The 26,107-nt window shown below is 71.3% G+C and carries 27 protein-coding genes and 1 tRNA gene; 11 read left to right on the top strand and 17 right to left on the bottom strand.

What is annotated here, in order from left to right; genetic code table 11:
* Positions 1-27: 27 nt before the first annotated feature.
* Positions 28-1,710 (bottom strand): D-alanyl-D-alanine carboxypeptidase/D-alanyl-D-alanine endopeptidase, encoded by a 1,683-nt coding sequence (gene dacB / locus BCF44_RS14380; RefSeq protein WP_116174724.1) that lies wholly within the window; start codon positions 1,708-1,710, stop codon positions 28-30.
* Between dacB and BCF44_RS14375 the strand changes: the two genes are divergently transcribed.
* Together BCF44_RS14375 and BCF44_RS14370 are read left to right on the top strand one after the other, a co-directional pair.
* A complete protein-coding gene (locus tag BCF44_RS14375) occupies positions 1,676-2,827 on the top strand; it encodes a hypothetical protein (RefSeq protein WP_147328493.1) in 1,152 nt (383 codons plus the stop codon). The genes dacB and BCF44_RS14375 overlap by 35 nt on opposite strands.
* A gap of 569 nt (positions 2,828-3,396) precedes the next feature.
* Positions 3,397-3,915 (top strand): inorganic diphosphatase, encoded by a 519-nt coding sequence (locus tag BCF44_RS14370; RefSeq protein ID WP_116174722.1) that lies wholly within the window; start codon positions 3,397-3,399, stop codon positions 3,913-3,915.
* A 51-nt stretch (positions 3,916-3,966) separates the two neighbouring features.
* On the opposite strand, the gene BCF44_RS14365 is transcribed toward BCF44_RS14370, so the two are convergent.
* A complete protein-coding gene (locus BCF44_RS14365) occupies positions 3,967-5,664 on the bottom strand; it encodes an MDR family MFS transporter (RefSeq protein ID WP_116174721.1) in 1,698 nt (565 codons plus the stop codon).
* Complete coding sequence (locus BCF44_RS14360; RefSeq protein WP_246015030.1) at positions 5,664-6,179, bottom strand: MarR family winged helix-turn-helix transcriptional regulator; 516 nt, start codon at positions 6,177-6,179, stop codon at positions 5,664-5,666. Before BCF44_RS14360 ends, BCF44_RS14365 begins: the two co-directional genes overlap by 1 nt.
* Positions 6,180-6,320: 141 nt before the next feature.
* Between BCF44_RS14360 and BCF44_RS14355 the strand changes: the two genes are divergently transcribed.
* On the top strand, positions 6,321-6,776 hold the full coding sequence (locus BCF44_RS14355) for a DUF4442 domain-containing protein (RefSeq protein WP_116174719.1): 456 nt from the start codon (positions 6,321-6,323) through the stop codon (positions 6,774-6,776).
* Positions 6,777-6,845: 69 nt separating this feature from the next.
* Complete coding sequence (locus BCF44_RS14350) at positions 6,846-7,532, top strand: VC0807 family protein (RefSeq protein ID WP_116174718.1); 687 nt, start codon at positions 6,846-6,848, stop codon at positions 7,530-7,532.
* Between the two features lie 59 nt (positions 7,533-7,591).
* Here BCF44_RS14350 and BCF44_RS14345 read toward each other — a convergent pair whose 3' ends face one another.
* The 7 genes from BCF44_RS14345 to BCF44_RS14320 form a co-directional block, all read right to left on the bottom strand.
* Positions 7,592-8,401, bottom strand: coding sequence for a C1 family peptidase (locus tag BCF44_RS14345; protein ID WP_116174717.1), 810 nt, complete (start codon positions 8,399-8,401; stop codon positions 7,592-7,594).
* A gap of 195 nt (positions 8,402-8,596) precedes the next feature.
* Entirely contained in the window at positions 8,597-8,776 is a 180-nt protein-coding gene (locus BCF44_RS14340) for a hypothetical protein (protein ID WP_116174716.1), read from the bottom strand.
* A 351-nt stretch (positions 8,777-9,127) separates the two neighbouring features.
* On the bottom strand, positions 9,128-10,471 hold the full coding sequence (locus BCF44_RS14335) for a HAMP domain-containing sensor histidine kinase (RefSeq protein WP_116174715.1): 1,344 nt from the start codon (positions 10,469-10,471) through the stop codon (positions 9,128-9,130).
* Positions 10,468-11,145, bottom strand: a complete 678-nt coding sequence (locus BCF44_RS14330) for a response regulator transcription factor (RefSeq protein WP_116174714.1) — start codon at positions 11,143-11,145, stop codon at positions 10,468-10,470. Before BCF44_RS14330 ends, BCF44_RS14335 begins: the two co-directional genes overlap by 4 nt.
* A gap of 13 nt (positions 11,146-11,158) precedes the next feature.
* Positions 11,159-11,323 (bottom strand): hypothetical protein, encoded by a 165-nt coding sequence (locus BCF44_RS55450; RefSeq protein WP_170217530.1) that lies wholly within the window; start codon positions 11,321-11,323, stop codon positions 11,159-11,161.
* Positions 11,320-11,685: a hypothetical protein gene (locus BCF44_RS14325; protein WP_116174713.1), complete on the bottom strand. Its 366-nt coding sequence runs from the start codon at positions 11,683-11,685 to the stop codon at positions 11,320-11,322. Before BCF44_RS14325 ends, BCF44_RS55450 begins: the two co-directional genes overlap by 4 nt.
* A gap of 63 nt (positions 11,686-11,748) precedes the next feature.
* On the bottom strand, positions 11,749-12,525 hold the full coding sequence (locus BCF44_RS14320; protein WP_170217529.1) for an SAM-dependent methyltransferase: 777 nt from the start codon (positions 12,523-12,525) through the stop codon (positions 11,749-11,751).
* A 172-nt stretch (positions 12,526-12,697) separates the two neighbouring features.
* Here BCF44_RS14320 and BCF44_RS14315 point away from each other — a divergent pair, with 172 nt between their 5' ends.
* Complete coding sequence (locus BCF44_RS14315) at positions 12,698-13,531, top strand: hypothetical protein (RefSeq protein ID WP_147328492.1); 834 nt, start codon at positions 12,698-12,700, stop codon at positions 13,529-13,531.
* 155 nt (positions 13,532-13,686) lie between these two features.
* Here the strand turns inward: BCF44_RS14315 and BCF44_RS14310 are convergent.
* Positions 13,687-13,760, bottom strand: a tRNA-Thr gene (locus BCF44_RS14310).
* Positions 13,761-13,957: 197 nt separating this feature from the next.
* Here BCF44_RS14310 and BCF44_RS14305 point away from each other — a divergent pair.
* Positions 13,958-15,544: a hypothetical protein gene (locus tag BCF44_RS14305; RefSeq protein ID WP_116174710.1), complete on the top strand. Its 1,587-nt coding sequence runs from the start codon at positions 13,958-13,960 to the stop codon at positions 15,542-15,544.
* Between the two features lies 1 nt (position 15,545).
* Here BCF44_RS14305 and BCF44_RS14300 read toward each other — a convergent pair whose 3' ends face one another.
* Both BCF44_RS14300 and BCF44_RS14295 read right to left on the bottom strand, forming a co-directional pair.
* Positions 15,546-16,754, bottom strand: coding sequence for a glycoside hydrolase family 88 protein (locus BCF44_RS14300; RefSeq protein ID WP_116174709.1), 1,209 nt, complete (start codon positions 16,752-16,754; stop codon positions 15,546-15,548).
* 1 nt (position 16,755) lies between these two features.
* Complete coding sequence (locus BCF44_RS14295) at positions 16,756-18,396, bottom strand: L-lactate permease (RefSeq protein WP_116174708.1); 1,641 nt, start codon at positions 18,394-18,396, stop codon at positions 16,756-16,758.
* Positions 18,397-18,585: 189 nt separating this feature from the next.
* On the opposite strand from BCF44_RS14295, the gene kduI reads away from it, so the two are divergent.
* Genes kduI through BCF44_RS14275 form a run of 4 tightly spaced genes read left to right on the top strand, consistent with a single transcriptional unit; the run spans position 18,586 to position 21,982 of the window.
* A complete protein-coding gene (gene kduI / locus BCF44_RS14290; RefSeq protein ID WP_116174707.1) occupies positions 18,586-19,413 on the top strand; it encodes a 5-dehydro-4-deoxy-D-glucuronate isomerase in 828 nt (275 codons plus the stop codon).
* Positions 19,413-20,159 (top strand): 2-dehydro-3-deoxy-D-gluconate 5-dehydrogenase KduD, encoded by a 747-nt coding sequence (gene kduD / locus BCF44_RS14285; protein ID WP_116174706.1) that lies wholly within the window; start codon positions 19,413-19,415, stop codon positions 20,157-20,159. The genes kduI and kduD overlap by 1 nt, the downstream gene beginning before the upstream one ends.
* A complete protein-coding gene (locus BCF44_RS14280) occupies positions 20,144-20,878 on the top strand; it encodes an IclR family transcriptional regulator (RefSeq protein ID WP_170217528.1) in 735 nt (244 codons plus the stop codon). The genes kduD and BCF44_RS14280 overlap by 16 nt, the downstream gene beginning before the upstream one ends.
* A 9-nt stretch (positions 20,879-20,887) precedes the next feature.
* Positions 20,888-21,982 carry a DNA glycosylase AlkZ-like family protein gene (locus BCF44_RS14275; protein ID WP_116174704.1) on the top strand — a complete coding sequence of 365 codons (1,095 nt, stop codon included), beginning with the start codon at positions 20,888-20,890 and terminating at the stop codon, positions 21,980-21,982.
* A 46-nt stretch (positions 21,983-22,028) separates the two neighbouring features.
* On the opposite strand, the gene BCF44_RS14270 is transcribed toward BCF44_RS14275, so the two are convergent.
* The gene (locus BCF44_RS14270; RefSeq protein ID WP_116174703.1) at positions 22,029-22,436 is read right to left on the bottom strand and encodes a MarR family winged helix-turn-helix transcriptional regulator; all 408 of its coding nucleotides are present in this window, start codon (positions 22,434-22,436) and stop codon (positions 22,029-22,031) included.
* A gap of 53 nt (positions 22,437-22,489) precedes the next feature.
* On the opposite strand from BCF44_RS14270, the gene BCF44_RS14265 reads away from it, so the two are divergent.
* Positions 22,490-23,275, top strand: coding sequence for an SAM-dependent methyltransferase (locus BCF44_RS14265; RefSeq protein WP_116174702.1), 786 nt, complete (start codon positions 22,490-22,492; stop codon positions 23,273-23,275).
* Here the strand turns inward: BCF44_RS14265 and BCF44_RS14260 are convergent.
* Genes BCF44_RS14260 through BCF44_RS14250 form a run of 3 tightly spaced genes read right to left on the bottom strand, consistent with a single transcriptional unit; the run spans position 23,253 to position 26,094 of the window.
* Positions 23,253-24,449 carry a DNA polymerase III subunit delta' gene (locus tag BCF44_RS14260; protein ID WP_116174701.1) on the bottom strand — a complete coding sequence of 399 codons (1,197 nt, stop codon included), beginning with the start codon at positions 24,447-24,449 and terminating at the stop codon, positions 23,253-23,255. The two genes, BCF44_RS14265 and BCF44_RS14260, sit on opposite strands and share 23 nt — an antisense overlap.
* Entirely contained in the window at positions 24,446-25,660 is a 1,215-nt protein-coding gene (locus tag BCF44_RS14255) for an MFS transporter (RefSeq protein WP_116174700.1), read from the bottom strand. The genes BCF44_RS14260 and BCF44_RS14255 overlap by 4 nt, the downstream gene beginning before the upstream one ends.
* Positions 25,657-26,094: a hypothetical protein gene (locus BCF44_RS14250; protein ID WP_116174699.1), complete on the bottom strand. Its 438-nt coding sequence runs from the start codon at positions 26,092-26,094 to the stop codon at positions 25,657-25,659. The genes BCF44_RS14255 and BCF44_RS14250 overlap by 4 nt, the downstream gene beginning before the upstream one ends.
* Between the last annotated feature and the right edge of the window lie 13 nt (positions 26,095-26,107).

Raw genomic sequence — 26,107 nt, 5'->3', positions numbered from 1 at the left:
CGTGACGCGGTGATGGCAGCAGCCGAATCAGCGGCATCCACATCCGCGCAGCGCCGCGGCCACGTCGTCCAGCGCGGCGCGGCCCTGGTCGATCTGGGATCCGTTGGACATCAGGGCGAACGCGAGCACCTTGCCGTCGGTGTCCTGGACGATGCCGGCCAGCGTGTTCACCCCGTCTAGGGTGCCCGTCTTGGCCCGCACCCAGCCCTTGCCCGGCGCGGAGGTGGCGTCGTTGTAGCGGTCGGACAGGGTGCCGCTGCCGCCGGCGACCGGCAGCCCGATCAGCAGCGGCCGCAGCTTGGCCACCCGCGCGTCGTTGCCGCCCGCCGGGCCGGCGGCCACCGACATGATCGAGCCGAACAGCTTGGCCGGCACACGGTCCTGAGTGGACAGTCCGCTGCCGTCCATCATGGTCACACCGGACAGGTCGAAGTTGTTGCTGCGCAGGATGTTCAGCACCGAGCTGGCGCCGCCGGCGAACGTCGTCGGCGCGCCGGCCTGCTTGGCGACCTCGCGGCCGACGGCCTCGGCCATCACGTTGTCGGAGATCTGGAGCAGGTTGCTGATCATGTCCGTCAGCGGCGGCGACTGCACGCTGCCCAGCACCTTCGCGCCGGCCGGCGCGGTCGTCTTGGCCACCGAGTTGGGATCCGCGCCGAGCCGGCGGGCGAACTCCTTGGCCGCGTCGACGTCCGGCGTCGCCGTGCGGGGCGGTTCCGAGACCGTCGGCCGGCTGCGGCCGCCGTCCAGCATGAGCGGCGTGATCGGCGCGACCGAGCCACCGGCGATGTCGCTGGCCTCCCAGCCCGGGGCCATCGCGTCGCCGCTGTACCGGCTGGTGTCGAACAGGACCTTGTGGACGGCGCCGCCGGTCGCCTGCTTCACCTGGGCCACCAGGTCGTCCAGGTGGGCGGCGCCGGGGTAGACGCTCTCCTTGCCGTCCGGGAGGGACGACAGCGACGGGTCGCCGCCGCCGACGATGATCACGGTGTCGGGGTCGGGACCGGCGACCACCGTGGTGGTGAAGCGGAACTGCGGGTCCAGCGACAGCAGCGCCGCCGTCGTCGCGAGCAGCTTGCCGGACGAGGCGGGCGTCAGCGGCGTCGTGGAGTTGTGGTCCCACAACGTGGTTCCGGTCGCCGGGTCGATGACCGTGCCGGTCAGCGTGCCCAGTGCCGGCGATCCCGCCGGGCCCGCCAGCGCCGCGGCGATGCCCTCGGCGGACGGCGTCGGCGCGTTGGTGACGGGCTTCAGCAATTCCTCCGGTGCCGCGGGCGACGGTGGCGGCGCGGTCGGAATTGCCGTCGTCCCACCGAAACCGAGGGCCTGCACGACGCTCGGCGCGCCGAACCACACGCCGCAACCGACCGCCAGCACGACGACGATCGCCAGACCCACCAGCGCCGGCCTGCGGGACCGCCGCGGCGCTGGCACCTCCAGCGCGTCATCGTCGTGGTCACGGGGCGGTGGCGGCAGCTGCGGGGCCGGCTGGGGGACGTCATCGCCCAGCTCCGGACGTCCCGCAGCAGGCGGACGCGGCAGCTGCACCCGCACCGTCGGCGAATCGTCGCCACGCCGCGTGTCGACCGGGGCCGACATCTGGACCGTCGGCGGGTCGAGGCGAGCCCGGTCGTTGTCGACCGGCATCGTGATGGTGCTTTCGAGGCTCGTGACCGTGTCCTCGAGCGACGAGATGTCCGCCAGCCTCATCCGGATCGTCTCGGGTTCGCTGGCGACCGGCCTCGGCGGCGGTGGCGGCTGCCGGGGCGGCTGCTTCGCCGCCATCGGGGGCGACGGCGGGATCCGGGTCGGCGGCGCCTTCGGCGGCATCGGCGGCCGCGGCCCGAGCGGCGGCGCGGTCGGGGCCTTCGCGGCCAGGCCCGGCGGCAGGGGGTTCCCCGTCGGCGGCCGGACGGGGGCCGACGGCGGGATGGCCGGCCCACCCGAGGGCGGCGTCGGCCTCGGTGGCTGGGCCGTCGGCGCCGGCTTCACGGGCGGCGGCGAGGAGATCGGCGGGGCCGAGGTGGGAGCCGGCTTGGTGGGCGGCAGCGGGGAGGTCGGCGCCGAGTCCGCGGGCGGCGGGGCTGGGGCAGGGATCGGCTTCGCGGGAGGCGTCGGCGCCGACTCGGTGGTGGGCGGCGCGGAGGCCAGCGAGGCCGACGTCGTGAGCGGTTTCGTGGTCGGCGCCGGCGGCGGGACCGGCAGCGGCTTCGTGACCGGGGTCGAGTCGGACGCCGGCTCGACCGGGGCCGGTTCGGGCGGCTCCGCGGCCGGAGTCTCCGGCTTGGTGATCGAGGCCGACGGTGGCTCGGCCGGCTCCGTGGGCGGCGTCGAGAACGACGAGGTCGGCTGCTCTGCGGGTGCCGAAGTCGGATCCGGCTCCGGGACCGGTGTCGGCAGGAAAGAGGTCGGCTGCTCGGACGGTGTCGTCAACGGCGACGTGATCGACTCCGCCGAGCTGTCGGCCGGGCTGGACGCCGTCGAGCTCGCGTCGGCCTCCGGCGCGTCGGTCGAGGTCGCCGTCGTCTCCACGGTCGGCGCCGGGGTCGGTGGCTCGTCCGACGCCAGGTCGTCGGCCTCAGCATCCGGAGCCGGCGTGGCCGAATCCGCCGCCGAGTCCGGTTCCGGATCGGAATCCGGTTCCCGATCCGATTGCGGTTCCGGGTCCGAATCCGGTTCGACGTCCGAGTCCGACTCCAGGTCCGCGGCCGGCGCCGGCTGCGGCTCGGGGTCAGCGGCCGGTTCCGGGGCCTCGGCCTCCTGGGCGTTCGAGATCGGATCCGAGGTCGAGGCGTCATCCTCAGACGGGTCGGGGGTGGTGTCGTGAGTCGGTTCAGGTGCGGGCTCGGACTCGGTTTCCGCCGTCGGACCGGCCTCCGGCTCCGGCTCCGGAGCGCTCTCCGGCTCCGAATCGGCCGCCGCCTCCTGGGCGGCCGCCGGCTCCTCCACCTCGGGCTTCGCGGCCGAGAGGGGCTCCGGCTCGGCGTCGGCGTCCGGCTCGACCTCCGCGTCGGCCTCCGCCGCCGGGGCCTGGTCTGCGGTTTTCACCACATCAGGGGACGCGAGCTCGTCGGTCGGCCAGTCCGGCCCCCCGTTGTCGCCGTCGGCGGCCGGCCAGCCGACGCTCTCGCCCCCACCTGCGGCGACGGCCTGGTCCGGGGTACCGTCGGTCGGCTGGCTCGGCCAGCTCGGCGCCGGTTGGCCGGATTCGGGCACAGGGTCCTCCTCGACGGGCCCGTGACCACACGGACCAAGCTCACACAGCTCACCGGTCACATGGGTGCCGGAGACGCACGACTCGTGGTCCACACTAGTGGCGTTACGAGAGTGCCAACCCCGACGCAGCGCGCCGACCGTGGAGTGCGCCCGCGCAAAGAGGCGAAACGAGCGAGGACAGTGGAGTTCGACGTCACCATCGAGATCCCCAAGGGTGTGCGGAACAAGTACGAGGTCGATCACAAGACGGGCCGCATCCGGCTAGACCGGACGCTGTTCACGGCGACCCAGTACCCGGCCGACTACGGGTTCGTGGACGACACGCTCGGCGAGGACGGGGATCCGCTGGACGCCCTCGTGCTGGTCCAGGAGCCGACGTTCCCGGGCTGTCTGATCCGGGCCCGCACGATCGGCATGTTCCGGATGACCGACGAGAAGGGCGGCGACGACAAGCTGCTCTGCGTGCCCGCGGACGACCCGCGCTCGGAGCACCTGCGCGACATCCACCACCTCAACGAGTTCCACAAGCTGGAGATCCAGCACTTCTTCGAGGTGTACAAGGACCTGGAGCCGGGCAAGAGCGTGGAGGGCGCCACCTGGGTGGGCCGCGCCGAGGCCGAGGCCGAGGTGGAGCGCTCCTACCAGCGCTACCGCGACGCGATCGCCAACGGCAGCATCGAGCCGTTCGCGAAGCACTGAATCACGGAAAGGGCCCCTCTCCGCGGAGAGGGGCCCTTTCCTATGGATCGATCACTCCATGACGGGCATCAGCGGGCGCTCGTCGGCGCTCTCCTCCTCGCTGGCGCGCTGGATGCCGGACTTGGTCGACAGCGGGACCTCCCGCAGGAACCAGACCAGCACGAACGCGATCGCGGTGGTGATGCCGCCGACCAGGAACACGGTGTCCATCGCGGAGGAGAAGCCCTCCAGCAGCGGCCGCGCCAGCCGGGCGTCGAGCAGCTGGATGAACGAGGTGTTCTCCAGGTCGATGCCGCCGCCGCCACCGGCCAGCCCCTTGAGGAAGCCGGCGTTGACCGGGTTGGCCAGCACCTGCGGGTCGTGCGTCGCGGCGAGGAACGACGGGTCGGTCTGCGCGGTCTTGAACGCGTTGCCGATCCGGTCGCCGACCACGCCGAACAGGATGGACAGCGAGATGGCCGTGCCCGCGGTGCCGCCGATGCCGCGGAAGAACGTGGCCGACGCGGTGGCCACGCCCATGTCCTGCGGCTTGGCGACGTTCTGGATCGCCAGCACCAGGGTCTGCATGCACAGGCCCAGGCCGATGCCCATGAGCGCCATGACCAGGCCGGCGACGGCCAGGTTGGTGTCGGGGCCGAGGCCGGTGAACAGGAACAGCGCCAGCGCCATGGTGGCGGTGCCGATGATCGGCAGCACCTTGTAGCGGCCGGTCCTGGCGATCACCTGGCCGGAGCTCAGCGACGACACCGTGATGCCGACCATCAACGGCAGCGTGAGCAGGCCGGCGTCGGTGGGCGACTCGCCCTTGACGATCTGGAGGTACAGCGGCAGCGCCACCAGGCCGCCGAACATGCCCATGCCGACGATGAAGTTGAGGACGTTGGCCAGGCTGAACACCGAGTTGCGGAACAGTCGCATCGGCAGCAGCGCGGCGTCGCCCATCCGGCGCTCGACCAGGATGAACGCCACGATGCCGACGGCGCCGACGGCGAACATCGCCAGCGACCCGGCCGAACCCCAGCCCCACTGCTGGCCCTGCTCGGCCACGATCAGCAGCGGCACCACGCCGAGGCACAGCGTGAGCGCGCCCCAGTAGTCCACCTTCTGCTCGACGCGGCGGTGCGGCAGGTTGAGCACCCGGCTGACGACGATCAGCGCGATCACGCCGATCGGCACGTTGACCAGGAACACCCAGCGCCAGCCGTCCACGCCCAGCAGCGAGTGCAGGCCGGCGAAGAAGCCGCCGACCACCGGGCCGGCCACGCTGGACAGGCCGAACACGGCCAGGAAGTAGCCCTGGTACTTGCCCCGCTCCCGCGCCGGGATCATGTCGCCGACGATGGCGAAGGCCAGCGACATCAGGCCGCCGGCGCCGACGCCCTGCAGCGCGCGGAACGCGGCCAGCTCGTACATCGACGTGGAGATGCCGGACAGCACGGAGCCGACCAGGAAGATGGAGATCGCGGCCAGGTACATGGGCTTGCGGCCGTAGAGGTCGGACAGCTTGCCGTACAGCGGGGTCGCGATGGTCGAGGTGATCAGGTACGCGGTGGTGGCCCACGCCTGGAGCGTCTGGCCGTGCAGCTGGTCGGCGATGGTGCGCATGGCGGACGAGACGATCGTCTGGTCCAGCGCGGCCAGCAGCATGCCCAGCATCAGACCCGAGATCACGGTCATGATCTGACGCTGGGTGAACCCCCCACCGCCGACAACGGCGGTGGGTTCCGCCGTGGAAGCGGTCTGTGACATTACTTCTCCCCTCCCACGCCCGCCTTGTCGGCGAACGCGGCGATGAACACCGGCAGATGGCGCTCGTAGTCGGTGATGAACCGCTCGAAGAGCTCGGCGAACCGGGCTCGGTCGTCATCGGGCCAGTGCATGATCATTTGTGCGATCTGCGCGTTGCGCCGACCGCGCATCTCCGCGAGCAGGGCCAGGCCCGGCTCGGTCGCGGCCAGGACGGTCGCCCGGCCGTCCTGGTCGTCCACCTTGCGCTCGACCAGACCCGCCTTGACCAGCTGCGCCACCTGGCGGCTGACCGTGGACGGGTCGGAGTGCAGCGCCTCGGCCAGCGCCCCCGACCTGCGCGGACCGTGCTCGGCCAGGGTGGCCAGCAGCATGAACGTCGGCCGGTCCATGCCGGCCTTGGCCTTGCTGCCGGAGGACGACACGCAGGCCAGCAACCTGTGCAGGCGGGCGATCGACATCCCGATGTCGTCGGCCACCTCCAGGTCGTCCTGCGTGACCTCACCCAGCGGAACCACGGGGCTCCCCCCTGTTGCTTGTGTCATCCAAGTAGTTGCCGAGTACAAGCATGCATCTCGAGGGGATGTCTTAGCAAATGAAATACTCTGTGAGCTGGGTCATGGGAGACGAGCTAAGTTACCGTCGAGTAGCATCGGCCCATGAGCACTGACTACGCACTCATCGGCGAGGGCATGAAGACGGCCGTGCCGTGGGTCGGCAGCAACGGGGTCGAGTTCGAGCACATCGGACCGGACAAGGTCGTCGCGACGATCGCCGACGACCCCCGTCAACACAACCACGTCGGCGGCTTGCACGCGGCCATGATTTTCGGCATCGGCGAGACCGCGTCCGGGGCGCTGCTGCTCACGGCGTTCGCCGACCAGCTCGGCCGGGCCACGCCGCTGGTGGCCAAGGCCGAGATCGGCTACCGCAAGGTGGCGCTGGGCCCGCTGCGCGCGGAGGCCGTGCTCGGCCGGGACGCCGCCGAGGTCGTCGCCGAGCTGGATGCCGGCCAGCGGCCGGAGTTCCCGGTGCACGTGACCATCAGCAACGCCGAGGGCGTGGTCACCACCGAGCTCACCGTGCTGTGGACCCTGCGCCCGAACCGGTCGTGACAACTGTCATGGCCGACCTCGATCGTCCGGCACCCGCGCGGAAAGCCGTGCGTTCGTAGCGTTCCGGTCATGACGACGACGCAGCAGATCGCAGCCACCCAGACCCCCACCACCGCCGCTCAGGGGCAGGGCGCGCTGGGTCGCGTGCTGCCGCTGATCCTGGACATCGCGCTCCCGCTGGGCAGCTACTACCTGCTGAAGAACGCCTTCGGCCTGGACGCCATCCCGGCCCTGGTGATCAGCGGCCTGGTGCCGGCGGCGCGCACGATATGGACCACGTTACGGGCCGGCAAACCCGACCAGTTCGCGCTGGCGGTGCTGGTGCTGACGCTGGTCAGCATCCCGATCACGCTGCTGACCGGGTCGCCGACGTTCATGCTGGCCAAGGACGGCGTCGGCACCGCGACGCTGGGCGTCTACGTGGGCGTGATGGCGCTGCGCCGGCAGCCGGTCATGACCTCGGCCTTCAAGCCGTTCATCGCCAACAGCGCCGGCAAGTCGGCGGCCTGGGACGACTTCTCGGTGAACTCGACGGCGTTCCGCGACCTGCTGGTGCGGGTGAACATGGTGTGGGCCATCGGTTTCGTGCTCGAGGTGGCCGCGCGCCTGCTGATCGTCTTCACGCTGCCGTTCGACACCGCGGTGTGGGCCACCAACATCCCGCTGTTCGCGATGATCGTCGGCTGCTCGGCGGTGCAGCGCCGCTGGCTGGTCCCGGTGGCCCGGATGGTGAACGCCGCCGCCGGCGAGAAGTGAGTGCCGACAACGGAAAACGGCCCGGCCGCCACGGCCGGGCCGTTTCGCGGTCGCATTTCTCAGGACACGACGCGGACGGTCCAGAAGTCCGAGGACAGGCTGCGCTCGGTCAGGTACGCGTACGGCATCGTGAAGTGGCCGTTCTGGCCCCAGCCGGTGCCCCACGAGTTGCGCACCAGGAACCGCTGGCTGGCGTCGTCGTAGCCGACGGCGAGCACCGCGTGGCCGCCGAGCACCTGCTCGGACGGGCCGGGCATCGGGACCACGCCGGTCTGCGCGACCTGCTGGCTCTCGAAGCTCTCGTACACGGTGAAGCCGAAGACGAACGGGTAGCCGGCGGCCAGGCAGCCGCGCAGCTGGTCCAGCGTGGTGATCACGCGCTGGTAGGTGGTCACCCGGTTCTTCAGGGCGTCCTGGTAGCAGGCGTCCGTCGGCTTGGTGGCCTCCCGCGAGCCGGGCGGGAAGTGCCCGTTGGCGTCGGCCGGGATGGCCTCGTACGGCCACTCGGTCTCCGGGCAGACGCCCTGCTTGGCCACGCTCTTCACGCCGTCGCGGATCTGCGCGCCGGAGTCGGTGCCGACGTTGCCCTCCATGGCCCGCTCGTTGTAGTAGATGAACAGGCGGGACGGCATGAAGTCGGCGAGCGCCTGCTTGCGCAGCGCGAACTCGAACGCGCCGGCGATGGCGTTGGCGGTGCAGCTGCCGATCTGGCCCTGGTCGTAGCAGTCGGGCAGGCCGGAACGCAGGTCGGTGCTCGCGGGCAGGTTGGCGACGGCGGCGCGGGGCGCGGCGTAGATGTGGTCCCTGGCGTCGGGCAGATCAGGAACCCAGCCGTAGCGGGCGACGCTCCTCGGTGTCGGACTGGTCATTGGCGATGTCCCCTCCTAGGGCCCGCCGCAACCCGGCGGGTACCGCTGATAGGAGCATCGGACCGGACCGCCGATACGAAACTCGCCCATTGGGGTGGCGGGGGTCGTAAATCACCCGAACACACCAAGGGGCGTCCAGCGGAATTGATCTCCCGATGGACGCCCCGCCCATTCACTGCATCGATTCTTGCGCCGTCAATCGGACGGCAGCCACCCCGCGAAAACCCGGCGGACCAGCGTCGGCAGCAGGCTCGAACTGGGACGGCGGTGCGCGCCGCCGCGACCACGGCCCGCGGTCGCCGGCTGCTGCGGGCAGCTCGGCGGCCGGCTCGCCGACCGGGTGCGATCCGGGAACGCGTGCACGATGATCTGCACTCGGTCGTGTGACCCGTCACGCTGCGGTGGCGGTTCTACACTCAAGTTCGGTCCTCTCTCGGGCGACGACAGGGAAGGACTGCGCCGCGGTTCCTGCTGGCACGCCGACCGCGGCTTTTCGGTGCCGGAATCATGCTCCCGTCACGCGCCGCTGACACGAGCCCGGTTGCCCCGCCCGCCCGATCATCGACGACCGGTCGATCACGGGCGACGAACGGTGTCCGGGTATCGGCTGCCATGATCGTCGAAACGCTTCGGTTCACACTATCGAGTGACTCAAGGATGACGCGCAGATGCACGTGCGGCGGAAATTCCACAAATGTCGTGCGCGCCGACACTAACGAGTGACCCTCAAATGAGGGGGATAGTGACGGTGAAGGCGGCGCCGCCCTCGGGCGCCGGACCGGCTGCAATCGTGCCGCCCATCCTGGCCACCAGTCCGTGCACGAGCGCCAGGCCCACGCCGCTGCCGACCGGCCGCAATCGTTCGTATCGCGCGTGCAGCGCCCCGCGCTCGAAGGCGACCCCGTAGTCCTCCTCGGACAGTCCCGGGCCGCCGTCGCGCACCTGGAGCACCGCCGCGTTAGAGGGTTTCGACAGGCTGAGCACGATCGGGCGGCCGGCGGGCGTCACCCGCAGCGCGTTCTCGGCCAGGCCGTCGAGCACCTGGCGCAGACGACGGGGATCCGCGCGGGCGACCAGTGGTTCGTCCGGGCCGTCCACACCGAACTCGACGCCTTTGCGGCGGCAGCGGTCGGCCCACACCTGGGCGGCGTCCCGCAGCACGGCCCCCAAGTCGACTTCCACCACGTCCAACCGGAAATCGTCGGCGCCCAGCCGGGCCAGGTCCAGCAGGTCGCTTACCAGACGGTCCAGTCGGTGCGCCTCCGACTGGATGGTGCGCCCCACCTCGGCCACCTGATCGCCGATGACAACGCTGTCAGCAAGGGATTCCGCGAAACCGCTGACGGCCGTCAGGGGCGTGCGCAGTTCGTGCGAGACGGACAACAGGAACTCCCGCTGCCGGGATTCGCTGTGCTGCAAAGCATCCGCGAGGCCGTTGACGGCGTGCGCCACCTCCGCGACCTCGGCCGGGCCCTCCACCGGCACCCGCAGATCGCGGCGGCCGTCGCTCATCGTGTGCGCCACCTGCGCCGCCCGTCGAAGGGGCCGGGCCAGCACACGTGCCAGCAGCAGACCGGCCACAGCCGCCACGCCGAGCCCGATCGCCAGCGCGAGCAGGATGTTGCGCAGCAGCTGCCGGCCCGGGTCGGTCGCCGGCTCCTCCACCAGTGCGAAGGCGCCGTTGGGCGCCGGCCGCGCCTCCACCAGCAGCGTGCGGCCCAGCACCGTCTCCACGCCGGAAACCCTCTGCCCCTGTGCCGCTTTCGCCGAGCCCGCCAGCCGGGCCGCCTCCGTCGACCGCGGATCGGTGCTGCTCAGCGTCCCGTTCGGACCGACCAGCACCACCGTGATGCCCTGGCCGCGCAGCACCTTGACCACCTTGAGCAGGCCCACCGCCGAGCCGTCGGCGAGCTGGCTGGCCACCACATCGGCCTGGTTGGCCAGAACCTGGCCAGTGACCTCCTGCGCCGCGCCGGCCACCAGCCGCGCCGACACCAGGCCGGCGACGATGACCGCCACCGCCGCCACGCCCAGGCACAGCGCCGTGATCCGGACCGCGAGGCTCTTCACTTGTCGTCCGCCGAGTAGCCGACGCCGCGGACCGTCCTGATCGGACTCGCGTCGCCGAGTTTTCCGCGCAGCTGCGCGATGTGCACGTCGACCGTGCGGGTGCCGGCCACCGCCTCGTAGCCCCAGACCGCGCTCAGCAGCTGGTCGCGGTCGAAGACCCGGCCACGGTTGCGCATCAGGTGCGCCAGCAGGTCGAACTCCGTGGACGTCAGGTCGACCTCCGTGCCGTCGGCCCAGGCTCGGCGCTGTCGGGGATCCAGCCGGACGCGGCCCACCTCGAACACCGGGTCCTGCGGACCCTGGGCGCGGCGCAGGACCGTACGGACCCGCGCCGCCAACTCCCTGGGACTGAACGGTTTTGTCACGTAGTCGTCGGCCCCCAGCTCCAGGCCCAGCACCCGGTCCACCTCGTCGTCACGGGCCGTCACGAACAGCACCGGAGTCCAGTCGCCGTTCGCCCGCAGCGTTCGGCACACCTCAATACCGTCAACGACCGGCAGGCCGACGTCGAGAATCACCGCCACCGGCTTGAGCCGGCGCACCGAGGCCAGCGCGCTCCGGCCGTCGCCGTCCACGTGCACGCCGAAGCCGTCGCGACGCAGGTACATCGCGATCAGGTCCGCGATCGCCCGCTCGTCCTCGACGACGAGCACCAGTCCTCGGCCGGGCTGCATGGCTGGGATCCTGTCACCCGTTGTCGTCGACGTCCGACTCGATGCTGTTCAGCGTGTTGTCGATGCCGTCGAGTTCGCTGGTCGAGACCGTCGTCGGACTCGGCGCCTGGGCCGTCCGGGCGTGGCAGCCGGCGCACAGCGCGAGCGCCAGCAGCAGTCCTGTCGTCAGGCGCTTCATCCGCAGTGCGCCGCCTTGAAGGCGTCCAGCCTCTTGCTGGCGTCGTCGAGTTTCGCCAGGTCACCCTGGCGGCGGTCGGCCCGGTCGGTCAGTCTGGTCGCGATGTCCTGGTGGCCGGTGTCCTGGGCGCGCTTGGCCTGGGCCTGCAGCCACTGCACCGAGCCCGCCACGCCCGGACCGGCCTGGATGCGTTTGGTCAGGGCCGTGATCCGCTCCTCCAGCCTCGGCACCCGCTGCTCGCAGATCTGTTTCACCTGGTCGGAGGAGATCGTGATCGGCGCCGGCGCGGTGGTGTCCGCCCAGGCCGGCGCGGTGGTCAGGGCCATCGCCGTCAGGGTCAGTGCCGTGATCGCTGTTCTCATGGCCGTCAGCCTGGAGCGCGTCGGTGCGGTCCCCGTGCGGCGCATGTTCGGGGTTTGTAAGGGCTACTGCTTGCGGGCCATCGCCCCGTACATCCTGGCCCCGGCCAGGTCTCCCACCTCGTCCTCCGGCCGCCACTCCGGCAGCCACACCACCCCCGGCGGCAGCACCTCCCAGCCGTCGAGGAAGGCCGTCACCTCTTTCTTGCTGCGCAAGTTGATCGTCGCCGTCGCGCGCTTCGCGTACAGGTCCGCCACCTCGTCCGGCGCCACCGCGTCGCTCGCCCCGTGCGAGATCACCAGATGGCTGCCCGGCGTCAGGGATTCGCGCAGGTGCCCGATCGCCTCCGCCGGGCGCTCCTCGTCCTTGACGAAGGGCAGCACCGCCAGCATCAGCACCGCCACCGGCTGCCCGAAGTCCAGCAGTTGCGTCGCCTCCGCCAGCGCCAGCAGCAGATCCGGCTCCCTCAGGTCTCCCTGGATCGCCGCCGTGTTCGGGTCGTCCGCCAGCAACACGTGGGCGTGCGCCACCGCCACCGGGTCAAGGTCGACGTACACCACCCTCGCCCCCGGCGCCGCCACCTCGTGCGTGCTCCCCACCGTCGGAATCCCCGCGCCGATGTCCAGGAACTGCCGGATCCCCGCCTTCCCCAGCTCCCGCACCGCCCGCCGCAGGAACGCCCGGTTGGCCCGCGCCACCATCGGCGCCTCCGGCGCCGCCGCCGTCATCCGGCGCGCCATCTCCCGGTCCGCCTCGAAGTTGTGCGACCCGCCCAGCAGGAAGTCGTACACCCGCGCCACGTTCGCCCGCTCCGGGTCGGCCCCGGCCGCCCACTGCGACATCCGGCCATCCTCTTCACCGCGCCGGCCCCGAGCAAGAAGATCAACACGTTTGGGGCAAACTCCGCGCGGCGCGGTAACGGCCATCCGGCTGATGATCCACCAAAACACCAGAAGACCCCCAGCGTGCGTGCCACCATGGCGCTCGCCGTTTTTCCTTGGGGGTGCATCGAACGTGGCCAACGACGAGCAGCAGGGTCATCGCCCGGCGCCATCGTCGCCCGCCGGTGGTGACAGCGCTCGGCAGCCAGCGGCTGGCTCGGCGACCGACCGCGGAAAGTTGGTCCCGGCCAGCTCCGCAGAGGTCGAGCCTCGCGCCACTGGCCCTGTGGTGCGGCGCGACGACCGTTCCGGCGGCCCGGCGCGCGTGGTTGGTGTCCGCCTCGGCGTCGTGATCGTGCTGCTGGTCGTGATCATCGTGTTGGCCACGGCCGTTGTTGTTCTGTGGCTGACGAGGCTGCCCGCAGACGAGGCCGGCACGAAGCCGTCCACCACGACCACCCCCACCCAGACGTCGACGACGGTCAAACCCACCACCGGGCCGAGCAGCCGACCGGCGTCGACAACTCCGAGCAGCTCACCCGGAGTCTCCAGTACGGCCTCGTCCGGTGGGGGCGCAGCACCGTCATGGAGTGGTCAGGTCGTGCTGACGAGTGGCGGCGACTTGAGCGGGCTGAGCATCCATTTAGTGCCGCCCAAATACAGCGAACTCGAGGGCAATATCTCCGTGGGCCTGATGGACGACGAGCAGCAAGTGGACAGGCTGAGCCTCGCCAACGGCACGTTGGCGGCCAGGCTGGACACGCCCGCTGCCGGGGCCGGGTTCGACGACTGCCGCCAACTGCTCCTGCACAACATCTCCGGCAGCTTCCTGAACGTGCACGTCGGCGACCGTGTGTGCTTCCAGAACAAGGACGGGGACATCGGCCTGATGACCGTGAAGGGCCGACACCCGGAGGGGCAGTTCGCGCTGGCCACCGACCTGGTGGTCTGGCAGCACCCGTCCTGAAACTGCGGGCCTTCCGGAGAGGGAAGACCCCATGGACCACCCGTCGGGGTCCGGGGCGAAGCCCCGGCGTGGGGGTGTGGGGGCCGGGCCCCCACAAAACACAACGAGCGATCCATGTCTGCGCTTCACAGCAGACATGGATCGCCCGGATCGCGAGCCGCCTGTCGGAATCGAACCGACGACCTGCTCATTACGAGTGAGCTGCTCTGGCCGACTGAGCTAAGGCGGCGTGGTGCGTGGACAACTATAGCGGGCCGGGGGCACCAGTCGTGCACGGGATACCGGCCGGGCGCGGGTGACGGGGGTCTCACCTGGCCGGGTGGTGTTGATCAAGCTAGCAACAAACCCGTTACCTGCGGTTACCTCTGTCGTTAGCACCTACGTGACGCCGGTCTCATGCGCTGGCCACCGAGGAGGAAGCCGCTGATGCGAGGTCGCCCGCCGCTCGCCCTGGCACTGCCGGCCGCTGTCGCCCTCCTGGCGGTGGGTGCGGGGCCGGCCTTCGCGGTGCCGACGACGACCCCGATCCCGAGCCCGGCGGACCCGAACCAGCCGCCCGCCTCGGCGCCGAACGGGCCGCAGCCGCTGGGCCACGCGGTGGGGGACGCGGGCGGCGGCCTGGCGGTGATCCGGTTGCTGCCGAACTCGGTGCCGACCTCGTCGATCCTGCCGAACCTCCAGGACGAGCTGCCGAAGCAGCCGGCGGCGGAGGCGGGCTTCGGCCTGTCGAGCGCGCAGGCGAACTCGGAGGCATACCTCTCCTACGAGCACGCGATCGCACAGGCATCGCCGCTGGGGTTCGCGATCGCGGGCAACGCGCCGCAGACGCCGGGGGCGCTGTCGCAGACGGCCCTGCCGGACAACCCGCAGCCGACGTCGGGCGGCCTGAACCCGCCGTCGACGCCGCTGGACACGCTGCTGAAGGTGGGCGTGCTCAACGGCAGCGTGCACGCGAGGTGGAGCGAGACGGCGGGCCCGTGCGTGGACACGATCGCGGACGCGCAGACGTCGCTGGCGGATCTGTCCGTGCTGAACGCGATCCCGAACCTGCCGAACGTGACGGACCTCACCGGCCTGGTGAACCCGTCGAGCAAGCTGGACCAGGGCACGGCCAACCAGGTCGTGGACTCGCTGAAGACGATGACGGCTCCGCTGAGCCAGCTGGGCGGCTTGCTGTCGGGCAAGCAGACCTCGGACGGCAAGGGCTCGCTGGTGAGCCTGCCGAACACGCTGAGCTCCCGCTCCGTGGTGAAGCTGGTGGACATCCCGGGCTCGCCCAACAAGGCCGTGCAGTCGACATCCACCATGCAGGTGGCCAGCGTGAAGGTGCTGGCGGGCACGCCGATGGAGCTGGACGTCAACGTGGTAAGCCAGCCGACGCTCCAGGTGACGTCGACGGGTGACCCGAAGACCTCGACGGTGAACTACACGGCGCCGGTGCTCCAGGTGGTACAGGGCGGCAAGACGCTGGGCACGCTGGACGCCGCGAACCCGAAGCTGGACGTGCCGGTGGGCGTGCCGCTGCCGGGCGCCGACCAGCTGGGCAAGCTTCCGATCATCGGCGGCCTGCTGCCCAACGGCAGCCCCATCCCGGCGGCGCTGAAGAAGATCGACATCGGCGTGCTGCGGCTCCAGATCGCCGAGCTGGACCAGAAGACCCAGCAGATCACCGGTCAGCCGTTCACCGGCTTCCAGCTGGGCGCGACGGCCCGGCTGCTGGACCTCCAACTGCTGCCGACCGACGCCCTGGGCCTGCCGAACCTGCCGTCCGCGCTGGCCCAGGTGACGCTGGGCGAGCAGGTGGCCCGCGCGGTGGCGCCGACCGGCGGCGTCGTGTGCGGCTCCACGACCCCGCCGGCGACCAACCCGGCCCCGCAGGGCTCGCCGCCGCTGGCCTACACCAACGCCGCCTACGACACGATCCCGCTGTTCTGGACGGGCACCGCCTTGCTGCTGGCCGGGGTGGTCGTGGTGGCGGCGCTGCCGTATCGCCGGCAGCGCCGCCACCACTGACTCAGATGTCCAACGCGAGGGTGGCCCGGTCGGGCCGCAGGACCCGCAGGATCGCCTCCATCAGGTAGTAGTCCGCGTAGGGCAGGCCGATCTCGACGCCGTCCTCCGCGGGCCGGTTGCGGGTGCCGCGCGCCAGGATGGCGTCGGCCCGCGCCGACCTGGTGGTCAGGCACGACCGGCCGAGCGCGTCGAGGAACCGCAGCGCGGCGGCCTCGTAGCGCGGGTTGCCGGTGAGCTTGGCCAGGTCCAACATGCCGGCCGCGTTGACCGTCGCGGCCGACGAGTCCTTCACGTCGTACGGCGCGAGCGGCGACCGGTAGTCCCACACCGGGATGTAGTCGTCGGTGATGTGCTGGATGGTCCAGTCCGCCAGCCGCCTCGACACGTCCAGGAAGGCCCGGTCGCCGGTGCGGTGGAACATCCGGGCGAAGCCGTACACGCCCCACGACTGGCCCCGCGACCAGCACGACGTGGCGCTGTAGCCCTGCACGGTGTTCTGCCCGATCGGCGCGCCGGTGTCGGGGTCGAAGTCGAACACGTGGCAGGTGGTGTTGTCCGGCCGCACCATGTACCTCGCGGCGGTCTTGGCGTGCGCGACGGCCACGTCCTGGTACCTGCTGTCGCCGGTGACCTTGGCGGCCCAGCACAGCAGGTCCAGGTTCATCATGGTGTCGATGATCATCCGGCCGGCGTTGGCGGGCGTGCCCAGCGCGCCCCAGGCCCGGATGAACTGGCCCTTCTCGTTGAACCGCTTGATCAGCTCGCCGGCGGCGACCAGCGCGCCGTCCCGCCAGGACGTCTCGCCGGTCAGCCGGAAAGCGGTTACCCACGACGGGGTGAACAGGAAACCGAGGTCGTGGTCGGTGTTCTGGGTCTGCCTGGGCGCCAGCTTGAGCGCCCACGACTCGGCGAGCTGCTTGAACGAGTCGTCGTTGGTGTACAGGTAGGCCATCCACAGCTGGCCCGGCCAGAAGCCGCCGACCCAGCTGCCGTCGGCGGCGGTGGTGTACTTCTCGAACTTCGTGCCGGTGGGGAAGGCCGTCACGGTCGGCGCAACCGCGCGCAGCTTGGCGATGGCGTAGTCCATCGTGCCGCGCAGGTTGCCGCCGTACGAGGCGTCGGCGGCGCTTGCGGTGGCGGGTGTGGCGACCAAGGCTCCTCCAGCTGCGACAGCGGCGCCGGCGATCAACGTGCGACGCGACAAGGTCATCTCAGGGCACCATCCATCCGAGTACGGGAGTGGACTGCAGGAAGACGAGCACGCACAGGACGAGCAGCAGCCCGATGCTCCAGCCGAAGACCCGGCGGAACAGCTCCCCCTCCTTGCCGACCAGGCCGACCGCGGCCGTGCCGATGGCGAGGTTCTGGGGAGAGATCATCTTGGCCATCACGCCGCCGGAGCTGTTCGCGGCGCCGAACAGGATCGGCGAGGCGCCCAGCTGGTGCGCGGCGGCGAACTGCGACCCGCCCAACAGGGTGTTGGAGCCGACGTCGGTGCCGGTGATGGTGACGCCGAACCAGCCGACGACGGGTGACAGGAACGCGAAGAACGCCCCGGTGCCGGCCAGCCACGAGCCGAGCGTGGTGATCTGGCCGGACAGGTTCATCACGTACGACAGCGCGAACACGGCGAGGATGGCGATGATCGCCCAGCCGAACTGCTTGACGGTCCGCCCGTAGATCCGCACCGCGGTGCCCAGGCCGATCCTCAGCACGAACAGCGACAGCAGGCCGGATACGAGCAGCAGCGTGCCGGTGGCGCCGAAGAAGTTCAGCGTGTAGCTGGTGTCGACCTTCTTGCCGGCGGCGTTCTGGATGGCCAGGCCCGGCCAGCTGAACTTCCACACGATGGCGTTGAGGGCCTTCTTGATCGGCGCGATCTGGGCCAGCGAGAAGACCACCACGATGATCGCGTACGGGGTGAAGGCCTTGATCACGTCGGCCCGGCTGTCGCGGGCTCCGTCCGCGCCGCCGGTCACCGTCGCCACGCCACCGCCACCGTTGCCACCGCCGCCTCCCCGGCCGGTGGACACGGTCGCGGTCGCCGGCTGCCACACCCGGACCAGCAGCAGCACGGCGCCGGCCGACACGATCGCGGCCAGGATGTCGCACAGCTGGTACGAGAGGTAGCTGGAGACCAGGAACTGGGTGAGGCCGAAGCTGACACCCGCGACCAGCGCGGCCGGCCACGCCTCACGCACGCCCTTGCGGCCGTCGGCGATGAACAGCAGCACGAACGGCACGATCGCGGCCAGGAAACACACCTGCCGGCCGGCCATCGCGCCGAACTGGTCCACCGGCAGGCCGCTGATCGGGCCGAGCGCGGTGATCGGGTTGCCCAGGCCGCCGAACGCGACCGGCGCGGTGTCCGCGACCAGCGTCAGCGCCGCCGCCTTGAGCGGGTTGACGCCCAGCGCGATCAGCATGACCGAGCAGATCGCGACCGGGCTGCCGCCGCCGGCAAGCGCTTCCAACAACGCGCCGAAGGAAAAGGCGATCACGATCGCCTGCACCCGCGAGTCCTCGCTGACCGAGCTGAACGCCCGCCGGAGCACCTCGAAGTGCCCGCTGTGCACGGTCAGGTTGTAGACCCAGATCGCGTTGAACGTGATCCACAGGACCAGCAGCACGCTGTTCGCGATGCCGTACACGCCGGCGTCCAGCGCCGTGCCCAACGGCATGCCGAAGCCGGCCACCGCGATCACGATGGCGATCACCAGCGCCGCGATGCCGGCCCAGTGGGCCTTCCAGCGCAGCCCGCCCAGCAGTAGCAGAACCGCCAGCAGGGGGATGAGCGCCAGCACCGCGGACAAGGTGAGCGAGCCGGCCGGGTCGAGGGTCTGTCTGAACACTTCTCACCGCCTTTTCCCAGGTTGGAGCCCGTATGGAAGTCGGACCCCGTAACCGGCGGCGGTGGCCACGGGGGCACTTGTTCCGTAGGACGGAACGTAGTTCCATAAGTGGCGACATCGTGTCATCTGGTCGCAACATCCGCCAGGGGTCAACCGCCGCTGCCCCCGCTAGCCCAGCAGGAGCACCACATGGAGGTCAGGCACCACACCAACCCCGCCCAGCTGCGCGGTTTCGACACCGCCCAGCTGCGGGAGAACTACCTGGTGGAGGACCTGTTCCGGACCGGAGAGGTGCGCACGGTCCTCACCCACGCCGACCGGGTCGTGCTCGGCGGCGCCGCGCCGGTGCCCGGCCAGCCGCTCACGCTGCCCAACCCCGACCAGCTGCGCTCGACGTCGTTCCTGGAGCGCCGCGAGATGGCGGTGGTCGTGGTCAGCGGCGCCGGCAGCGTCGTGGTGGACGGCGACAAGCACGAGCTCGGCCACCGCGACTGCCTGTACATCGGCCGGGGCGCGGTGGACGTGCAGTTCCACGCCGGCGACAGCGAGACCCACTTCTACCTGTTCTCGGCCACCTCGCACGCCAGCTACCCGACGGCCGTGGCCCGGTTCGACGAGGTCGAGTTCGCGGAGCTCGGCGAGCAGTCCACCGCCAACGTCCGCGAGCTGCGCAAGTACATCCACGCCGACGGCATCCGGTCGAGCCAGATCGTGGTCGGCGTGACCAAGCTGGCCGACGGCAGCGTGTGGAACACGATGCCGCCGCACACCCACGACCGCCGCACCGAGTGCTACCTGTACTTCGACCTGCCGGCCGAGCACCGCGTCGTGCACCTGTGCGGCGAGCCGCAGGAGACCCGGGACATCATCGTCGCCAACGAGCAGGCCGTGGTGTCGCCGAGCTGGTCCATCCACAGCGGCGCCGGCACGCACTCGTACGCCTTCGTGTGGGCGATGGCCGGCGAGAACCAGGCGTTCACCGACATGGACCAGGTCGCCGTGACGGAGCTGCGCTGATGTTCTCGCTCAAGGGCAGGACCGCCCTGGTCACCGGGGCTCGCACCGGCATCGGCAAGGCGATCGCGGTCGGCCTGGCGCAGGCCGGGGCCGACCTGGTGCTGCTCGGGCACCGCCCCGACTTCGCCGAGGTCACCGCCGAGGGAAAAGCCGCCGGCGCGGCCGTCGAGACGATGATCGTCGACCTCACGGATCCGGCCGCGGTGGAGCCGGCGCTGGCCGAGCTGCTGGCCCGCCGCGAGGTGGACGTGCTGGTCAACAACGCCGGCATCATCCACCGGCAGCCGGCCGCCGACGTGTCGCTGGAGGACTGGCGGCGGGTGCAGGCGGTGAACCTGGACTCGGTGTTCGCGCTCAGCCAGGCCGTCGGCCGGCAGATGACCGCCCGCGGCTCCGGCAAGATCATCACCATCGCGTCGCTGCTGAGCTTCCAGGGCGGCATCAACGTCAGCGGCTACACCACCAGCAAGCACGCGGTGGCCGGCCTGACCAAGGCGCTGGCCAACGAGTGGGCGCCGCACGGCGTGCAGGTCAACGCCATCGCACCTGGCTACATCGAGACCAACAACACCGAGGCGCTGCGGGCCGACCCGGACCGCGAGCCGGCGATCCGCGGCCGCATCCCGGCCGGCCGCTGGGGCCGGCCCGAGGACCTGGTCGGCGCGGCGGTGTTCCTGGCCTCGCCGGCCTCGGACTACGTCAACGGTCACGTGCTGGTCGTCGACGGCGGGTGGCTGTCGCGTTGACCGAGGGCGCGGTCGAGAAGGCCCTCGCGGTGCTGGCGGCGCTCGCCGAGCACGGCCGGATCAGCGAGCTGGCGCGGGTGACGGGCTTTCCGAAGTCGACCGTGCACCGGCTGCTGCGCACCCTGGTGGACACCGGCTTCGCGGTGAACACCGCCGACGGCGACTACCGGATCGGCCCGAAGGTGCTGGTGCTGGCCGGAAACGTGTTGCAGCCGGTGGATTCCGTCGAGCGGGCGCGCCCGGTGCTGGAGGCCCTCCAGGCCCGCACCGGGTGCGCCGTGCACTTCGCCATGCTGCTCGGCGACGAGCTGGTGTACGTGGACAAGGTGGAGGGCGGCAAGCCGTACCGGATGGCGTCCCGCATCGGCGGCCGACTTCTGTTGCACTGCACGGCGATCGGCAAGGCGGTGCTGTCCACGAGGGACATGAACGGGATGGAGCTGGTGGCCCGCACGCCCGGCACGATCACCGATCCGGTGCGACTGCGGGCCCAGCTGGACCGGGTCCGCAGCTGCGGGTTCGCCTTGGACGAGCAGGAGAACGAGCCGGGGGTGCGCTGCGTCGGCGCGGCCGTCCGCAACCACAACGGGACCGTGGTGGGCGGGCTGAGCGTGTCGACGCTGGCGCTGGAGCACACGTTGCCGGAGCTGATCGCGCTGGGGCCGCGGGTGGTGGCTGCCGCGCGCGAGGTCTCGCGGGCGCTGGGCCACACGCATTAGCCTCGACGGATGGCAGTCCACAAGCTGTCCCGGACGGATGCGCGGCGCATCGCGGTGCGCGCGCAGCTGCTGGGCAAGGCCCGGCCGACCGACCTGCACGACGTCGTGCGCGGCTTGACGTTGTTGCAGGTCGACGCCACCGCGGCGGTCGCGCCGAGTGCGGATCTGGTGGCGTGGAGCCGGCTCGGCTCCGCCTACTCCCCCACGGAGCTGACCGAGGCGTTGGCCAAGCGGTCCCTGGTCGATCTGCGCCAAATGGTCCGGCCGGCCGAGGACATCGCCTTGTACCGGGCGGAAATGGACGCATGGCCGGGCGGCGACGACGCCCCCGGCTACCGCCGGTACCAGCACAAGTGGCTGCACACCAACGAGATGTGCCGGCAGAGCATCCTCAACCGGCTCGACGCCGAGGGGCCGCTACCGGCACGCGCGTTCGAGGACACGTGCGTGGAGCCGTGGAAGTCCAGTGGCTGGACCAACAACCGGAACGTCGTGCAGATGCTGGAGTTCATGCTGCTGGCCGGCGAGGTCGCGGTGGCCGGCAACGACAGCGGCCGGCTGTGGGACCTCGCCGAACGCGTCTATCCCGACCAGCCGGCCGTGCCGCTGGCGGAGGCGCTTCGGACGCGCAACGAGCGGCGGTTGCAGTCGCTCGGCATCGCCCGGGCCAAGGGCCCGGGGTGTCCGGTCGAGCCGATCGACGTGGGCGAGGTCGGGGAGCCGGCGATCGTCGAGGGCGTCCGCGGGCAGTGGCGGGTCGACCCGGCGCAGCTCGGGCAGCGCTTCGCCGGCCGGACGGCGCTGCTGTCGCCGCTGGACCGGCTGGTCTACGACCGCAAGCGCATGGTCGAGATCTTCCAGTTCGACTACCAGCTCGAGATGTACAAGCCGGCCGCCAAGCGGCGCTGGGGCTACTACGCGCTGCCGATCCTGCACGGCGACGAGCTTGTGGGGAAGGTCGACGCCGCGGCGGATCGGAAGGCCGGAGTGCTGACGGTCAACGCGGTCCACGAGGACGAGCCGTTCACCACGGCGATCACGGCGGCGGTGTGGCGGGAGATCAGGGACCTGGCGAAGTGGTTGGAGCTCGAGCTGGCTGCCTGAGACGCACATTCGGTGTGCCTGAGAGCGCGACTCGCGGGGGTTGGGTTTAGTCGAGCAGCTGGGTCAGTTCGTTCAGGAGTGCCAGCACGCGATCCGCCTTGTCCTCACCCACGGCCTTGGCGATTGCCTCGTCCGCCGGCCGCCCGGCCCGCCGCATGATCGCCTGGTGGGCGATCTCCGCCAGCGTCAGCCGGGTGCGGCGGCGGTCCTCCGGGTCGGGCGAAGCGATGATCAGGCCCCGCTCGCGCAGCCGGGACACCGAGGTGGACACGTGGCTCTGGGCGAAGCCGGTGCGGGCCTGGATCTCCGTCACCACGCTGCCGGGGTGTTTGAGCACGTCCTCGAGCACGGCGATCTCGCCGGGCGTCAGCACGGTGTCGCCGGCGTCGGTGGTGACCTGCCGGGCCAGGTCGATGAGCCGCTTGCCCAGCCGGTGCAGCTGCACCCCGTCCATGGCGGAGAAAGTACATCATTGGCGATTCATCGGTAGCGATGTAATCTGCGGGCATGGACGAGGTGAGCACGACGGCGCTGGGCGTGGCCCGGGTGCGGGCGGCGGAGAGCGAGCGGGGAGACGCGCTGTTCGACGACCCATGGGCGGCGAAGTTCTGCGCGGCGGCGCCGGACCGGGTGCCGGGCGGCGAGCGGACGCCGCTGTCGCTGGCGTTCGCGTTCCACGCGATCATCCGCACCCGGTTCTACGACGACTACCTGCTCGGATCGGGCTGCCGGCAGGTCGTGCTGCTGGCCGCCGGCCTGGACAGCCGCGCCTTCCGGCTGGGCTGGCCGGCCGGCACCGACCTCTACGAGGTGGACCTGCCGAAGGTGTTGGCCTTCAAGCAAACTGTGCTCGCCGACGCCGAACCCCGTTGCCGCCGAACGGTTGTGGCGGCCGATCTCCGTGACGACTGGGCCAAGGCCCTGCGGGACAGCGGCTTCCGACCGGACGAGCCGACCGCGTGGCTGGTCGAGGGTCTGCTGATCTACCTCACGCCTGAGGACGCCGACCGCCTGCTGTCGACGGTCACGGCGTTGTCAGCCGAAGGCAGCCGGATCGCGTTCGAGCGCGGCGACCGGTCCTACCAGGACCAGGCGATGAACTCCCCTTCCATGCAACGGTATTCGGCGCTCTGGAAGGGTGGTCTCGGCCGGCCGGCGAGCGAGTGGCTGGCCGAACATGGTTGGCAGCCAACGGAACACGCCCTCGGGCCGGTCGCCGAGGGCTACGGTCGGCCGATCCGCAAGGAGACCAGCAGCGGCTTCGTCACCGCTAGCCGCGGTGCATCGACGTGATCATCGCCTCGATGGCGAAGCGCGGCTTCACGTTCTGCTGCAACGCATCCCGGCACGCCAGCACGGCCTCCAGCCGGCGCAGCGTGGACTCGGACGTCCACATCGAGGCGGCGTTGGCGACGTCGTTGGCGCGGTCGGGATGGGTCAGCGGCACCTCCGCCCGCGCCTTCGTCACCAGCACGTCCCGGTAGAAGCCCATCAGGTCGACCAGCGCCAGGTCCAGCGAGTCGCGCTGGGTCCGCGTCGCCCGCGACTTCTGCCGCTTCTCCAGCTCCTTCAACGCGCCGGCCGCGCCACGGGTCGCCGAGGCGGTGCCCTTGCCGGTGCCGCCCGCGCCCATGGCGGTCTTCAGCGCCTCGGTCTCGGCGGCGTTGCGATCCTCATTGGCGGCGACGGCGTCCTGCTCGGCCGCCTTCACCAACGCGTCCGCGCTGCTGAAGATGTCGCCGAAACGCCGCAGCCCCAACGGAATCGCCAGCACCGACTCACGCCGCTGCCGGGCGTCCGGGTCCGTCGCCAGCCGGCTGGCCCGGCCGATGTGGCCGCCGCAGACCGACGCCGCCCACTGCGCGGTCGCCGGCTCGATGCCGTCACGGTGCTCCAGCACCTCGGCGATGGCCGCCGCCGAGGGCGTGCGCAGGCCGACGTTGCGGCACCTCGACCGGATCGTCACGGAGATGTCGTCCGGGTGGTCGGACGGCGCGCAGAGCAGGAACACGGTCCGGTCCGGCGGCTCCTCGACCGCCTTGAGCAGCGCGTTCGCCGCGCCCTCGGTCAACCGGTCAGCGTCCTCGATGATCACGACCTGCCAGCGCCCGGTGGTCGGCCGCTTCGCGGAGACCTGGACCAGCGCCCGCATCTCGGCGACGGAGATGGACAGCCCCTCGGGCACCACCAGCCGCACGTCGGCGTGCGTGCCGTGCATGGTCGTGCGGCAGGCCTGGCACTGACCGCAGCCGCGTGGGCCGGCCGGGGCCTCGCACTGCAACGCGGCGGCGAAGGCGCGCGCGGCGGTGGACCGGCCGGAGCCGGGCGGGCCCGTGAACAGCCACGCGTGGGTCATCGCGCCCGGCGTCGTGGGCCGGCCCGCGACCAGGTCGGCCGCGGCCTCGGCAGCCGTGCCGAGCACCTCGACCGCGTGGGGCTGGCCGACGACGTCGGCCCACACCGTCATGCCTGCACCTTCTCGGTCACCTCGTCATGATGCCGCGCGGCCAACTGCCGATGCGCGAAGACCCCGGCCAAGGCCGCGATCACGGCCGCCACCAGCAGCGCCGGCCGGATGCCGATCAGGTCGACCATCGCCGGCGCGATCGTGGTGGCGGCAAACAGCACCACCTTGACCAGCGCCTGCACGAACGCGTTGACGCGGCCACGGACCTCGTCCGGCACCTGCGCCCCGATCAGCGTCAGGCCCGTCACGAACGCGACGCCGGCGCAGGCCCCGACCAGGCCGACGGCGGCCAGCGCGAACCACAGGTGTGGGGCCGCCGCGACGGCCACGAGCAGCCCGCCGGCGGCGACGATCGCCACGCCGAACGGCAGCCGCAGCCGGGGCGTGCCGACCACGCCGATCACCAGGCCGATGAACATCGCGATCACCAGCGTGCCGAACGCCGCCTCGCCGCCGCGCAGCGCGTTGGCGTACGGGCGGGCGATAGCGATCACCGTGCCGCCCGCGGTCAGCGCCCCGACGATGCCGATCACCAGGCCCCGCACCAGCCGGCTGCCGCGCACGTAGCGCAGGCCGTCGCGGGCCATGCCGGGCTCGCCGACCGCCGGCGCGACCCACCGGCCGGACGCCTCCGGCAGCCGGGTCGCGATCACCAGCGCCGAGCTCAGGTAGAGCAGCCCGTTGATCACGACGATGACGTGCACGTCCGAGTTCGGGGCCACCGCCGTGATCACCGAGTACAGGCCGGCGCCGGTCAGTAAAGCCAGCCCGTACGTGGTGACGAGCGTCAGCTGGCTGGCCGTCTGCACCTGGCCCGGGCGGTGCAGCAGGGTCGGCAGCGCCGAGTCCTTGGCCGGGATCCAGAGCATCGAACAACAGCCGACGAGGAAGTTCGCGGCGAGCAGCCACCACGTCGTGCCGATGACTGCGATGGACAGGAACAGCCCGCAGCGGACCAGGTCGGTGGCGATCATGACCTTGCGGCGGTCGAAGCGGTCGGCCAGGTGCCCGGCCACCGGGGCCAGCAACAGCCCGGGCAGCAGCTGAGTGGCGACGACCCCGCTCAGCGCGAATTCACTCGATCCGGTGAGCTTGGCCAGCAGCGAGGACAGGCCCAGAAGCGACAGCCAGTCACCGACGCAGCAGAGGTACGCGGACGTCCAGAGCCGGCGGAACGCCGGGATGCCCATCACCTCGGCGATACGCCTCATCGCTGGGTGCCCACCGCCACGAACACGAACGCCAGCACGATGAAGACGAACACCAGCACCACCGCGCAGCCGACGCAGCCGGCCGCGTTGTTCTTGCGCTGGACCTGCTGCGCGCCGGGCGCGGGCGGCAGGCCACCCGCGGCCGGCAGGCCGATCGTCGGGGCCGACCGCCTGTACTGGAGGCCCGGGGCGGGCGGCAGCGGCGCCGGCGGCGCGGGCTTGGCGGCCCGGCGGGCGCGATCCCGGGCCAGCTCACGCTGGGCGGCGGCGCGCACCTGCTCGGGGTCGACGGCCACCAGCGGCGCGGGCGGCGGCACGACGGTGTCGGGCGCATCCGGCAAGGACGCCCCGGGCACGATGCCGCTCAGCGCATCCGGATACACCGGCAGCGGCGGCAACGCCTGGGTGCCGTCGAGCCCGAACTCGCCTGCCATGGCTCAAGCGTAA

It is taken from the genome of Kutzneria buriramensis (assembly GCF_003387475.1).
Lineage (GTDB): Bacteria > Actinomycetota > Actinomycetes > Mycobacteriales > Pseudonocardiaceae > Kutzneria > Kutzneria buriramensis.
Note: the sequence above shows the minus strand (reverse complement) of the source record. Positions and strands in the feature narration are given on the sequence as shown.